9 protein-coding genes are annotated in these 13,903 nt (G+C 72.1%); all 9 read left to right on the top strand.

The genetic code is table 11. The annotated features are described in order from the left end of the window. Nucleotides 1-87 precede the first annotated feature (87 nt). Nucleotides 88-1,923 (top strand): acetate--CoA ligase, encoded by a 1,836-nt coding sequence (gene acsA, locus AC2IPW_RS13725; protein ID WP_486377005.1) that lies wholly within the window; start codon nucleotides 88-90, stop codon nucleotides 1,921-1,923. Further along, complete coding sequence (gene pdhA, locus AC2IPW_RS13720; RefSeq protein ID WP_003935774.1) at nucleotides 1,920-2,933, top strand: pyruvate dehydrogenase (acetyl-transferring) E1 component subunit alpha; 1,014 nt, start codon at nucleotides 1,920-1,922, stop codon at nucleotides 2,931-2,933. The genes acsA and pdhA overlap by 4 nt, the downstream gene beginning before the upstream one ends. Further along, a complete protein-coding gene (locus AC2IPW_RS13715; protein ID WP_486375042.1) occupies nucleotides 2,930-3,904 on the top strand; it encodes an alpha-ketoacid dehydrogenase subunit beta in 975 nt (324 codons plus the stop codon). Before pdhA ends, AC2IPW_RS13715 begins: the two co-directional genes overlap by 4 nt. 9 nt (nucleotides 3,905-3,913) lie before the next feature. Then, nucleotides 3,914-5,200, top strand: a complete 1,287-nt coding sequence (locus tag AC2IPW_RS13710) for a dihydrolipoamide acetyltransferase family protein (RefSeq protein ID WP_486375041.1) — start codon at nucleotides 3,914-3,916, stop codon at nucleotides 5,198-5,200. A gap of 9 nt (nucleotides 5,201-5,209) precedes the next feature. Further along, nucleotides 5,210-5,482, top strand: a complete 273-nt coding sequence (locus AC2IPW_RS13705) for an acyl carrier protein (RefSeq protein WP_003935769.1) — start codon at nucleotides 5,210-5,212, stop codon at nucleotides 5,480-5,482. Nucleotides 5,483-5,555: 73 nt separating this feature from the next. Further along, nucleotides 5,556-6,314, top strand: coding sequence for a GAF and ANTAR domain-containing protein (locus AC2IPW_RS13700; RefSeq protein ID WP_416061197.1), 759 nt, complete (start codon nucleotides 5,556-5,558; stop codon nucleotides 6,312-6,314). Nucleotides 6,315-6,486: 172 nt separating this feature from the next. Continuing rightward, complete coding sequence (locus AC2IPW_RS13695; protein ID WP_416063674.1) at nucleotides 6,487-6,927, top strand: DUF4383 domain-containing protein; 441 nt, start codon at nucleotides 6,487-6,489, stop codon at nucleotides 6,925-6,927. Between the two features lie 389 nt (nucleotides 6,928-7,316). Then, the gene (locus tag AC2IPW_RS13690) at nucleotides 7,317-9,104 is read left to right on the top strand and encodes an ABC transporter ATP-binding protein/permease (protein ID WP_486375040.1); all 1,788 of its coding nucleotides are present in this window, start codon (nucleotides 7,317-7,319) and stop codon (nucleotides 9,102-9,104) included. Between the two features lie 162 nt (nucleotides 9,105-9,266). Further along, on the top strand, nucleotides 9,267-13,820 hold the full coding sequence (locus AC2IPW_RS13685; protein ID WP_486375039.1) for a cation-translocating P-type ATPase: 4,554 nt from the start codon (nucleotides 9,267-9,269) through the stop codon (nucleotides 13,818-13,820). Nucleotides 13,821-13,903 lie beyond the last annotated feature (83 nt).

Genomic DNA, 13,903 nt, shown 5'->3' with positions numbered 1-13,903 from the left:
GACGAACGACAGCGCCGCTGCGTCCGCACGCCCACGGTGCGGGGCGTGAGGACCAATGCCCCTATGCCGGGTCGTCCGGGGCGGCGCATGATCGGCTCGACACGAACTGCACCGGAGGGAGCGGCCGTGACGACCAGCAGCGACGCGGTGATCCGCAAGACGGCCGAGGCCCTGCGGGTTCCGCCGAACCTGTCGGACTACGAGACCACCTGTGCCCGCTTCACGTGGGAGGAGGCGGCAGCGCAGGTGCCGGGCCCGCCCGGCGGGGGGTGCAACATCGCCTGGTCGGCGGTCGACCGGCACGCCGACGGCCCGCTACGTGACCGGCCGGCGCTCCGGTTCCTCGCACCGGGGGACGCAACCGGCCGCATCGAGGTCACGGAGTTGTCGTACCACGACCTCGCAGACCGGGTGCGTCGCTTCACCCGCGTCCTGCGCGACCTCGGGATCGGTAAGGGCGACCGGCTGTTCGTGTTCGCCGACCGGATCCCCGAGTTGTACATCGCCGTCCTCGGCGCCCTGCGCAACGGCACGGTCGTCACCCCGCTGTTCTCGGCCTTCGGTCCCGAACCCCTGGTCACCCGCCTCGAACTCGGCTCCGCGCAGGTCTTGGTGACCACGGAGGCGCTGTACCACCGGCGGGTCGCCGCGGTGCGCGACCGGGTGCCGACCCTCGAACACGTGCTGCTCGTCGGCGACGGAGGCGCCGCCACCGACGTGCCGGGCACCCTCGACCTGAGGGCACTGCTCGACGCCGCCGAACCGGCCGCCGACCTCACCCCCACGACCGCCGACGACCCGTCGTTGCTGCACTTCACGAGCGGCACCACCGGCACCCCGAAGGGGGCGCTGCACGTGCACGGCGCCGTCGTCACGCACTACGCCACCGGTCGATACGCCCTCGACCTGCATCCCGACGACATCTACTGGTGCACCGCCGATCCGGGGTGGGTGACGGGCACGTCGTACGGCATCGTCGCGCCGCTGCTGCACGGCGTCACCTCGATCGTCGACGAGGCGGAGTTCGACGCCGAACGGTGGTACCGGATCCTGCAGGACCAGCAGATCAGCGTCTGGTACACCGCCCCCACCGCGGTCCGGATGCTCATGCGCGCCGGGCCCGAGGTCGCGAGGCGCTACCGGTTCCCGAACCTGCGGTTCGTCGCCAGTGTCGGCGAGCCGCTGGCCCCGGACGCCGTGTGGTGGGGTACCGAGGTGCTCGGGCTCCCCATCCACGACAACTGGTGGCAGACCGAGACCGGCGGCATCATGATCGCCAACACGCCGGCGTTCGACATCAAGCCCGGCTCGATGGGCCGGCCGCTGCCCGGGGTCGACGCCCGGATCGTCCGCCGCGACGAGGACGGCACCGTGCACGAGGTCACCGACCCCGACACCGAGGGGGAACTGGCGCTGCGGGCGGGCTGGCCGTCGATGTTCCGTGGCTACCTGAACCAGGACGAGCGGTACCGCAAGTGCTTCGCCGACCATCTGTACCTCACCGGGGACCTCGCGCGCCGCGACACCGACGGGTATTTCTGGTTCGTCGGCCGCGCCGACGACGTCATCAAGTCCGCCGGTCATCTCATCGGACCGTTCGAGGTCGAGAGCGCACTCGCCGAGCACCCGGCCGTGCTCGAAGCCGCCGTGATCGGGGTGCCCGACGAGATCCTGGGCGAGAAGGTCAAGGCCTTCGTCGTCCTCGAACGCGGCGTCGCACCGGACGACGCGTTGCGCCGCAAGCTGATCGGGCATGCCCGCGTCCGGCTCGGTGCGGCCGTCGCCCCGAAGGAACTCACCTTCGTCGGCTCGCTGCCGCACACCCGCAGCGGCAAGACGCTGCGCCGGCTGCTCAAGGCCCGCGAACTCGGCCTCGCCGAAGGCGACACATCGACGCTCGAGACCCCGGAGGTGGCCGGATGAGCAGCGGATCGATCGGCGGTCATGCCGCCGGATTCCCCTACGACCGCGAGTTCGCGCTCGGGCTGCTGGCCGACATGCTGCGCATCCGGCGGATGGAGGAGAAGGCCGCCGAACTCTACGGCGCCGGCAAGATCCGCGGATTCCTGCACCTGTACGTGGGGGAGGAGGCCGTGGCCGTCGGCGCCCTGCACGCACTCGATCGCGGCGACAGCGTCGTCGGTACCTACCGTGAACACGGACATGCCCTGATCCACGGGCTGTCCATGAACGCGATCATGGCGGAGATGTTCGGCAAGCAGGAAGGCTGCTCCCGGGGTCGCGGCGGTTCGATGCACCTGTTCGACGCCGCCACCCGCTTCTACGGCGGCAACGCGATCGTCGGTGGCGGCCTGCCGCTGGCGGTGGGCCTGGCGCTGGCCGACAAGATGCAGTCGGTCCCGAGGGTCACCGCCTGCTTCTTCGGCGAGGGGGCGATGGCCGAGGGCGCGTTCCACGAGGCGCTCAACCTCGCGGCCCTGTGGCAGCTGCCGGTCCTGTTCTGCTGCGAGAACAACCTGTACGCCATGGGCACCGCCCTCGCCCGGTCCGAATCGCAGACCGACCTGTGCGCGAAGGCCGCCGCGTTCGGCGTCCCCACCCTCCGGACCGACGGGATGGACGTGCTCGCCGTCCACGAGACGGCTCGCGCCGGGGTCTCCCACGTCCGCAGCACCGGCGGGCCGATGTTCGTCGAGTTCCAGACCTACCGATTCCGCGCCCATTCGATGTTCGACCCCGAGCTCTACCGGGACAAGGCCGAGGTCGAACGCTGGAAGGAACGCGGCCCCATCCACACGTTCTCGGCGCGGCTGAAGGCACTGAATCTGCTGACCGAGGAACAGTTCCTGCACCTCGACGCCCAGGCCACGGCCGAGGTCGACGCCGCCGTCGCCTTCGCCGAGGCCGGCACCTGGGAACCCGAGTCCGACCTGTTGCGCGACGTGACCACACCGGCCGGGGAGGCGCTGTGAAACTCAGCTATCGCGAAGCCCTGCGCGCTGCGCTGCACGATGCGCTCACCGCCGATCCGCGGGTGTTCCTGATGGGGGAGGACATCGGGCGGTACGGGGGCACGTATGCCGTGACCAAGGGCCTGCTCGACGAGTTCGGACCCGAACGCATCCGGGACACCCCCCTGTCGGAACTCGGATTCGTCGGCGCGGGCATCGGAGCGGCCCTCGGCGGGATGCGACCAGTCGTCGAGATCATGACCGTCAACTTCAGTCTGCTCGCCCTCGATCAGATCGTGAACACCGCCGCCGCGCTGCGCCACATGTCCGGCGGCCAGTTCTCCGTGCCGATCGTGATCCGCATGGCCACCGGTGCCGGACGGCAACTGGCCGCGCAGCACTCGCACAGCCTCGAAGCGTGGTACGCGCACATTCCCGGCATCCGGGTCCTGGCCCCGGCCACCGTGCAGGACGCCCGCGGAATGCTCGCGCCCGCCCTCGCGGACCCGGACCCGGTCGTCGTGTTCGAGCACGCCCTGCTCTACAACATCACCGCCGACATCGACCCCGACGAACCGGTCGACATCGAGAGCGCACGGGTGCTGCGGCCCGGCGGCGACGTGACCCTCGTCGCCTACGGCGGCACCGTCGGCAAGGCCCTCGCCGCCGCGGAAACCCTCGCGGGTAGCGGCATCGAGGCCGAGGTCGTCGACCTTCGGGTGCTGCGTCCGCTCGACACCGCCACCGTCGTGGACTCCGTCCGCCGCACCCGCCGGGTGGTGGTCGTCGACGAGGGCTGGCGCAGCGTCGGCCTCGCCGCCGAAGTGACCACCCGGATCGTCGAGGAGGCGTTCTACGACCTCGACGCGCCCGTGGCCCGGGTGTGCAGCGAAGAGGTGCCGGTGCCCTACGCCCGGCACCTGGAACAGGCGGCGATCCCGCAACCGGAGAAGATCGTCGCCGCCGTGCTGGCGCTGACGGGCGAGAACTGAGGAGGCGACGTGTTCGAGTTCACCCTGCCGTCCCTCGGGGCCGACATGGACGAGGGCACCCTGACCGAATGGCGCGTCGCCCCCGGTGACACGGTCGAGCGGGGCCAGGTGATCGCGTCGGTGGACACCGCCAAGGCGGAGGTCGAGGTCGAGATCTGGCGGGACGGGGTGGTCCACCGGCTGCTCGCGCAGCCGGGCATCACCCTGCCGGTCGGGGCGGCGATGGCGACGATGCTCGAACCCGGGGAAGACGCTCCGGCTGTCGAGGAGATCCCGGTGTCCGAGGCCCCGGCCGCGGCTCCTGTCCCCGCAGCCGCCGGCGCGGCTCCTGTCCCCGCAGCCGCCGGCGCGGCTCCTGTCCCCGCAGCCGCCGGCGCGGCTCCTGTCCCCGCAGCCGCCGGCGCTGCCCCGGTCACCGAGCCTGCGCCGGCCGCGCGGCGACGGATCTCGCCGGCCGCCCGCCGGCAGGCCCGGGCGCTGGGCGTCGACCTCGACACCGTGACCGGCACCGGGCCCTGGGAGTCGGTGACGATCGAGGACGTCGATCGGGCCGCGGCCGCCCGCACCGCGGTCGCACCCGCTGCCGCGGCGCCCCCGCCCGCCGCGGCTCCGGCCAAGACACCCGTCGACAAGGCCGCCGAGATGCGCCGCGCCATCGCGTCCGCGATGGGACGGTCCAAGCGGGAGATCCCGCACTACTACCTGTCGGAGCAGATCCCGCTCACGCGTGCTCTCGACTGGCTCACCGAGTACAACGCGCAACGACCGGTCACCGAGCGCGTCCTGCTTGCGGCGCTGCTGATCAAGGCGGTCGCGCTGGCCACCCGGCGCTGTCCCGAGATGAGCGGATTCTGGACCGACGGCGAGTTCCACCCGGCCCCGGCCACACACGTGGGCGTGGCGGTCTCCCTGCGCCAGGGCGGACTGATCGCCCCGGCGATCCACGACGTCGCCGACCTCGCCCTGCCCGAGCTGATGGCGGCTCTCGCCGATCTCGTCAAGCGCGCCCGGGCCGGATCGTTGCGCAGCTCGGAGATGTCCGACCCCACCGTCACCGTGACCAACCTGGGGGAGGAGAGCGTGGAATCGGTGTACGGGGTGATCTACCCGCCGCAGGTCGCGCTGGTCGGCTTCGGCAAGCCGACACGGCGGCCGTGGGTCGACGGCGACACCGTGCGGCCCGCGCCGGTGGTCACCGCGACCCTGGCCGCCGACCATCGGGTCAGCGACGGGCGGCGCGGCGCCCTGTTCCTGACCGAGATCGCCGAACTGCTCCAACACCCGGAACGACTGTGAGGTGAGATCGTGACCACCGACGAGACCGAACACGGCGAGCCCGCCGGCCTCCGCGCCGCTGTCGTCGCCGCGATCGCCGACGTCGCACCCGAAATCGAGGATCTCGAGTTGGAGGGCGACCGGCCGCTGCGCCAACAGGTCGACCTCGACTCGATGGATTGGCTGAACGTGCTGATCGGCCTGCGTTCGTCGCTCGGAGTGGACATCCCCGAGGCCGACTACGCGCATCTGAGCACCCTCGACGGTCTCGTCGACTACCTGGCGCAGCGCCTCGCGCAGTAGACCCCCGGAACCGCTCCCTGACGGGCGGGCCGGGCGCATGCTGGGAAGGGCAACGACCGACGAGGATGCAGTCGTGGACGGGGACATAGCCGAGAACGACCCGCTGTGCGGGCGGGTCGGAGAGATCGCCGTGGCGCTGCGGAGGCTGTCCGACGCGCTCGACGAGGGCGACGAGCTGCCCGAAATGCTGCAGCGGCTCGTCGACAACATCGTGAAGATCGTGCCCGACGCCGGGAGCGCAGGTGTGACGTTGTTGCGGGACGGCCGGCTCGAGACCGAGGTCTGCAGCACTCCGCTGGTCTACGAACTCGACCACGCCCAGTTCCTCGCCGGCGCAGGACCCTGCCTCGACGCGGCGCGGAGCGGCCGGGTGGTCCGCGCGGACCGCGCGGAGATGCGGCGACGCTGGCCGCAATTCTGGGAACGCGCGGAACAGTTCGGGACGGCGAGCACTCTGGCCGCGCCCTTGCGGATCGACGACGAGACAGCCGGCTCGTTCAACCTCTACAGCGAGCACGACCACGGATTCGAATCGCTGGACGAGACGCTGGTAGAGGTGTTCACGACTGCTGTGGAAACCGCACTGCGGCAGGCCCGCCGCGGAGCCCGCGCCCGGACGGAAATCGCGCAACTCGGTCGCGCCCTGCAGTCGCGTCCGACGATCGACCGCGCGGTCGGAATCGTCATGGCCGCTCGCGGGCTGACCGCCGAGGAGGCCTTCGCCGTGCTGGTGCGGCAGTCGCAGCACGAGAACGTCAAACTGCGCGACGTCGCGGCCCGCCTCGTCGCCCGCCTCGCCCCCGCCTGCAAGCCCGCACGACCGGAGCGATGACCAGGTGGACCACCCCGCGTGGCTCGGCCCGCGGCCGATCCGGGAAAAACCCCCGAAAGCGAGGTTTCGCCGGTGTTCCCGGAGGTATCACTCCGGCAGCCGCAGCCGATCCGGCTCCGGTCACCTGTTCGAACGAAAGGAGCCGGCCATGGCCGAGCACGCAGGACGAACTATGACCCGGACGCCGGTGCAGACAGCCGCCCTCGCTGTCGGCGTGGTGTTCCTCCTCGTCGGCATTCTCGGGTTCATCCCCGGAATCACGACCAACTACGACACCATGACATTCGCCGGACACGAGTCCGAGGCACTCTTGCTCGGAATCTTCGAAGTCTCCATCCTCCACAACATCGTGCACCTGCTCTTCGGCGTAGCGGGCGTCGCGATGGCCCGCACCGTCGGTGCCGCCCGGTCCTACCTCATCGGCGGCGGCATCATCTACCTGGTGCTGTGGCTCTACGGACTGATCATCGACAAGGACAGCTCGGCCAACTTCGTCCCGGTCAACTCCGCCGACGACTGGCTGCACTTCGTTCTCGGGGTGGGCATGATCGCCCTCGGCTACCTCCTCACCCGCCGGACCACGACGCACCGCACCGTGCCCGGTACCCGCTGACCATCCCTCCTCGACCGCCGGTCCTCGCCGCTCACGGCGAGGACCGGCGACGTTTCGTACCACTCCCGCCGCCGGACACGAGGTGGTCGGCCTCGACCGCCGCGCCCCGAGCGGCGCTCACCGCCGCGGCCCGCTCCGGCGACGCTGGACCACCACGTAGACGACCACTCCGACCAGAATGAGAATTCCCAGAACTTCCATGGCCGTCGGATACCCGCCGAGCCCGCGGTCAAGCAGCAGTCCGGAACCTCGGCGAAGCCCGCGGCAAGGACCGCGAGGCCGGACGCGCCGCAGTGGTCGGCCACCGAATCGGCGCCGTGCACCCGGAACGAGGGCCACAATCTTCCGCATGGATCGCGCGATCGCGCGGCAGACGGGAGCAGCGACCGATGGAATGGGGAAATGTACTCGTCGACAGCGCCTGGTGGACGCTGAAGGCGTATGTGATCACAGCGGCGGTGTTCGTCCTCGTGGTGGCGCTGCTCGCGCGGGCAACCCACTGGGGACGGCAGTGGTGGCGCATCGCGTGGCCCTACTTCGACCCGCGGCGTGGCCTCGGCCCGCTCGGACTCGTGGCCCTGGTGCTGCTGTTCACCGTCTTCGCGGTGCGGATGAACGTGCTGTTCTCGTACTGGTACAACGACTTCTACACCGCGATCCAGGATCTCGACGAGGCGGCGTTCTGGCGGTTCATGCGGGTGTTCGCCGTGCTCGCCACCATCCACGTGGCGCGTAGCCTCGTCGCGTACCTGCTCGGCCAGACTCTCGACATCCACTGGCGCACCCACCTGAACAACCGGCTCGTCGACACCTGGCTCGACACCGGCGCGTTCTACCGGGACCGGTTCGTCGATCCGCCCGTGGACAACCCCGACCAGCGCATCCAGATCGACGTCACCGATTTCGTCACCACCACCCGCATCCTGTCGATGGGGGCGGTCACCGCGGTGCTGTCCATCGTCAGCTTCACCGGCATCCTGTGGGAACTGTCGGGCCCGATCACGGTCTTCGGCACCGAGATCCCCCGGGCGATGGTGTTCCTGGTCTACCTCTACGTGCTGGTCACCACCGCGGTGGCGTTCTGGATCGGCCGGCCGCTGATCCGGCTGAACTTCCTCAACGAGAAGCTCGGCGCCACCTACCGCTACGCCCTGGTCCGCGTCCGCGAGTACGGCGAGAACATCGCCTTCTACCGCGGGGAGGATGTCGAGCGAGGCGGGCTGCTGGGCCGATTCGCCGCGGTGATCCGCAACTGGTGGCGGATCGTGTTCCGGATTCTGAAATTCGACGGCTTCAACCTGACCGTCAACCAGATCGCGGTGATCTTCCCGTTCCTCATCCAGGGCCCACGGCTGTTCGCCGGACAGGTCACCCTCGGCGACGTGATGCAGACCGGCAACGCCTTCGGCCAGGTCCACGAATCGCTGTCCTTCTTCCGCGAGTCCTACGACGACTTCGCCGCGTTCCGCGCCACCACCATCCGGCTCAACGGCCTGCTCGACGCCACCGAGCAGGCGGTGAAGCTGCCCGTTCTCGTCGCGACCGAGCAGGGCGACACACTCGACCTGCACGGTCTCGACGTCCGGACCCCGTCCGGCCGTCCCCTCGTGACCGGCCTCGACATCCACATCCCACCCGGGGAGGCACTGCTCGTGCGCGGCGCTTCCGGCAGCGGCAAGACGACGCTGCTGCGCTCCCTCGCCGGGCTCTGGCCGTACGCCCACGGCCGGATCGCGCGTCCGGACGGCGAGGCGTTGTTCCTGTCCCAGGATCCCTACGTGCCGCTCGGGACGCTGCGCGAAGCGCTGTCCTATCCTCGTCCGCCGATACCGGACGACGCGCGACTCGGCGAGGTGCTCGACCGCGTGCACCTCGGGCACCTGACCGAACGCCTCGACGACGACACCGACTGGGCGCGCGTGCTCTCGCCCGGTGAGCAGCAGCGCCTCGGCTTCGCACGAGTCCTGCTGGCCCGGCCGCGGACCGTCTTCCTCGACGAGGCCACCGGCGCCGTGGACGAAGGGCTCGAACACGCGCTCTATCGCACCCTCCGCGAGGCCCTGCCCGACAGCGTCGTCGTCAGCGTCGGGCACCGCAGCACCCTCGACACATTCCACGACCGGGTCCTCGAACTGCAAGGGGAGGGACACTGGACGGTCACCGAGAGCGTCCGCTGAGATCCGGGCGAATCTGCCCGACTCGTGTCCACCGCGCGGCGACCGAACTACGCTGAAGGATCGGTGACCTCGATGCCCACGACGGCCGGCGGGCACGGTCGGCAGTGGCACCGGTGCCCGGGTCCCGGTCGGAATGCTCGTGCGGCAGCCGAGGAGGACACCATGGACCACGGCACATCCCACCGGCGGCGTCCGTACCGGTCGGTCGCGACCCTGATGTCGCTACCCGGGTCCGCTCTGCGGGGCGGCGTCCGGGTCGCGGCCGCCGGTGCCGGCGTCGCCCTCGACGCCGCCGTCGTCGGCGCCGCCACGGCGGCCGGCGTCGGGACGGCCCTGCTCCGCGCCCCCGTCGCCGCGGTCGCCGCCCCGGCCCCCGCGGCGCTGCTCCATCTCGTCGCCGACGTCGCCCGGGAAGCGGGCAGCGGCCGCCCCGCCCGACGCTGCGCGGCGAACGGTGCCCGGACCTGGATCGAAGTCCGGGGCCTCGACGGCCCGGATGGGGCGGCGCTCGGCGACCGGGTCGTCGCTGCGATGCGGGCCACCCCGGGCGTGGCCACGGCCGAATTGCATCGCCCCTGGTGCCGCCTCGTGGTGTCCACGGGCCCGGCCGGGCCCACGGACCGCACCTTGCAGCGCATCGTCGAGCAGATCGAAACCGAATGCGCTGCAACCCGACACACCGATGCAACCGCACGTCCCGGCGCCCCGCAGGGGCTGCCCGGCGACGACGTCCAGCTCGTCCGGCGGGGTGTGTCCGCGGCCACCGCCGTCACCGGGCTGATGCTGACCGCGACGGGACGCTATCTGCGGCTGCCGCACCTGCCCGGCGCCGCAGCCGCCCCGGTTCTCGTATCGGACTACCACCCCCGGATCCGCGCCCTCGTCGAGTCCACGCTGGGGACCGGCCGGGCCGACCTGCTGCTGGCCGGCGGGACCACCGCGCTGCACACCCTGACTCTCGCACCGGCCTCGGCCGCCGTCGAGGCCGTCACCCGGACCGTCCTCCTGGGCGAGACCCTGGCGATGCGGCGCGCCTGGCGCGACTTCGAACCGGAACTCGCCGCTCACGCGGCCGTGGCCCGCTGCCCGCACCGCCCGGACCGTCCCACCGAACCGCCGGCCGGCGTCGTCGAGCGCTACACCGACCGCGCCGGCTGGGCCGGTCTCGCCGGTGCGGCAGCAGCCGGGATGCTGACCGGCAGGCTCACCACCGCCGGCTCCGCGGCGCTCGTCGCCGTCCCCAAGGCCACCCGCACCGCGCGGGAATCCTTCGCCGCCACCCTCACCCGTGGGCTCGCCGCCCACGGTGTGCTGACTCTGTGCCCGGACGTGCTGCGCCGTCTCGACCGGATCGACGCGATCGTCGTCGACCCCCGCGTCCTGTGCACCGCCGCACTCGCGGTGACGCGACTGAGCGGCGTCCCCGACCGCGACCGCCGGGCCGTGTGGGACCGGGCGCGCACGGCGGTCGAACGTGGCGTCCTGACGGCCGGCCGGCATCCCGTCTCCGCCGTCCCGGATGTGCCCGGGCACCTCCCCGTCGATGCACAGGTGCTGATCGGGCCGGTCCACGACCGCTACGCCTCCGCCGTGCTCGCCGCCGCCCGTCACGCCGGGATCGCCGTGGTCTCCGCGGAGGACGAGACGATGGGATCCCTGCGGAACGGCTTCGACCGTCTCGAACCCGTCGGCGAGTCGATGGACACCACGCTGCGCGCCGTCGTCGAGACGCTGCAACGCGGCGGCTGCACCGTCGCGGTCCTCACCACCGAGGCGACGCAGGCACTCGCCCTCGCCGACGTGGGCCTCGGGGTCCTCCGCGCCGGGCACCGACCACCCTGGACGGCGGACGTGATGGTCCGCGATCTGACCGGCGCGTGGCGGATCCTGCACGCCCTCCCGGCCGCGCGGACCGCAAGCCGGCGCGGCGTGGAGATCGCCCGCGACGCGTCCGCCCTCGGGGCGTTGCTCATGTTGCCCGGCGTGCCCGGCAGCGGTCCGGAATCGGTCACCGCCGGCGCCGCGGCCGGGCTGTGGGCCGGAACGTCGGCGGCCCGCGCCGCGCTGGGCGCGGCGCTGCCGCCACCACGATCGGCCCACGACTGGCACGCGCTGCCGGTGGACGAGGTCTGCGCGCTCCTTCCCGCGCCGGACGAGCTGCTCTCGCCCGCGGTGGACTCCGGGTGGCGAGTACGGGCCCGGGTGCGCGTGGTGCGGGGCGTGCGGCGGGTCGGTGTCCGTCCGCTCGGATCCGCGGCCGACTTCACCCGGGCCGTGCGCACCGAACTGGCGGACCCGCTGACCCCGGTCCTCGCCACCGGCTCCGCCGCGAGCGCGGTACTCGGATCCCCGCTCGATGCCGCCCTCGTCGGTTCGGTACTGCTGCTCAACGCCGCACTCTCGGCCGCCCAGCGCCTGCGCGCCGAACGCCTTCTCAAACGACTTCTGGAGGTGCAAGATCCACCTGCCCGCCGCGTCGCCGGTCCGCGCGGGGACCGGCGGTACGCCGGAGTCCCCGCGGCCGCGCTGCGCCCCGGACACGTCGTCGAGGTCCGTCCGGGTGAGGTCGTGCCCGCGGACGGGCGCATCTTCCACACCGACGGGGTCGAGGTCGACGAATCGGCCCTGACCGGGGAGTCGCTTCCGGTCGCCAAGCAGAGCGAATCGACGCCGGGGGCGCCGCTGGCCGAACGCGCCTGCATGCTCTACGCGGGTACCACCGTGCTCACCGGCACCGCGGTGACGATCGTGACAGCGGTGGGAGCGGCCACCGAGGCCCGTCGTGCCACCGCCATGGCGCCCGCACCGGCCCGGGAAGTGGGCCTGCAGGCACGCCTGAGCACCCTCACTCGCCGTGCGCTGCCCGTCAGCCTCGGCGGCGGGGTACTCGTCGCCGCACTGGGGTTGCTGCGCGGAACCGGAATCCGCGCGGCAGTGACCAGCGGCGTGGCGGTCACCGTCGCGGCCGTGCCGGAAGGACTGACCCTGGTGGCCACCCTCGCTCAGGTCGCGTCCGCCCGCCGGCTCACCAAACGCTCGACCCTCGTGCGCGCACCCCGCTCGATCGAAGCCCTCAGCCGCGTCGATGTCGTCTGCTTCGACAAGACGGGCACACTCAGCGAGAACCGTCTGCGGGTCGTGACGGTCGACGCCGCTCCGGGCTTCACCCGGCAGGACGTGCTGGCCTACGCCGCCCGCACCGGCATCCCGGCGAACGGGGGAGCCCCCGAGCACGCCACCGACGCCGCGATCGTCGAGTCCGCGCACGCCGCCGCCGTCGCAAACCGGGCCGCCGAACGGACAGCCCACCTGCCGTTCCGGTCCGGCCGGGCCTACGCGGCCGCGCTCGCCGGAAACCACCTGGCGGTCAAAGGCGCCCCGGAGACGATGCTCGGTGCCTACGGCGACGACCGTCCCGAACTCCAGGAGCGGGTGCACGCCCTGGCTGCCGAAGGCCTACGGGTGATCGCGGTGGGGCAGCGCGACCTGAACGACTCCGAAACGGGCCGGGCGACAGACGATCCCGATGCCCTCGCGGAACTGTGCGGAAACGGGTTGCGACACGTCGGGCTGATCGGACTGTCCGACACACCGCGGGCCGACGCGGCCGGACTGCTGCCCGCACTGCTCGAGCAGGGCGTCGCCGTCCGGCTCATCACCGGCGACCACCCGGTGACCGCCGTCGCGATCGCCGGCGAACTCGGCCTGCCCGTCAGCACGGATCAGGTCCTCAGCGGTGCCGAATGGGACGGGCTCTCCCACACCGAACGACAGCAAGCCGTGGAGCAGTGTCTCGTCTTCGCGCGGATGTCCCCCGAGCACAAGGTGCAGATCGTGCAGACCCTCGAACACGCCGGACACGTGTGCGCCATGGTCGGTGACGGCGCCAACGACGCCGCCGCGATCCGCGCCGCCAGCGTCGGAATCGGTGTGGCCTCCCACGGCAGCGACCCCGCGCGCGGCGCGGCCGACGTCGTGCTGCTCGAGGGCCGCGTCGCGGGCCTGCTCGACGCGCTCGACGAGGGCCGCGTGCTGTGGCAGCGGGTCCAGGCCGCCGTGGCGGTCCTGCTCGGCGGCAACGCCGGCGAGGTCGCGTTCGCGCTACTCGGCAGCCTGGTCACCGGCCGCTCCCCGCTCAATGCCCGGCAGCTGCTGCTGGTGAACATGCTCACCGACGCACTCCCGGCAGCGGCCCTGGCCGTCAGCACCCCCCGCGTCGACGGCTCCGGTCCCGCGCCGAGGCCCGACGAGTCCGCGCTGCTGCACACCGTGGCCGTGCGCGGCGCCGCGACCGCGGCCGCGGCCACCGCGGCCTGGGCCATGGCAAGGGTGACGGGCTCGAACCCGCGTGCGTCGACGGTGGCACTGGTCGCGCTCGTGGGGGCTCAGCTCGGGCAGACCCTGCTCGACTCGCGCAGCCCCCTCGTCGTCGGCACCGTCCTCGGATCGCTCGCCGTGATGGCCGCACTGATCAGCACACCGGGGGTGAGCGGACTGCTGGGCTGCGTGCCGATCGGCCCGGTGGGGTGGACTCAGGCGCTCGGGTGTGCGGGAGCGGCCACCGTGCTGGCCGCCGTCGCCCCGACCGCCGCGCAACGGTTACCGGCGATCGGCACAGTGGTGACGTCGGTGCTCGCGCCCCGAGAATCCGGGGAAGTGTCCGAGACTCCGGAAGCCCCGGCCCCTCGGCTCACCCCGGCAGGGGGACCGAAGTAGCGCGGGGCCGGCCGGCGCACCGTGCTCCGCACACGGCGCCGAGTTCACCGCCCGGCGCCGGGAAGCGTCCTCCGCCGCCCGAT

Source organism: Rhodococcus sp. NS-SX18 (genome assembly GCF_057367935.1).
The sequence above is the reverse complement of the archived record's forward strand: the minus strand, read 5'-3'. Positions and strand labels throughout refer to the sequence as shown.

Coding starts and splice junctions, on each gene's coding strand:
- acsA (WP_486377005.1), top strand. CDS start 88: ATGATCGGCTCGACACGAACTGCACCGGAGGGAGCGGCCGTGACGACC.
- pdhA (WP_003935774.1), top strand. CDS start 1,920: ATGAGCAGCGGATCGATCGGCGGTCATGCCGCCGGATTCCCCTACGAC.
- AC2IPW_RS13695 (WP_416063674.1), top strand. CDS start 6,487: ATGACCCGGACGCCGGTGCAGACAGCCGCCCTCGCTGTCGGCGTGGTG.
- AC2IPW_RS13690 (WP_486375040.1), top strand. CDS start 7,317: ATGGAATGGGGAAATGTACTCGTCGACAGCGCCTGGTGGACGCTGAAG.
- AC2IPW_RS13685 (WP_486375039.1), top strand. CDS start 9,267: ATGGACCACGGCACATCCCACCGGCGGCGTCCGTACCGGTCGGTCGCG.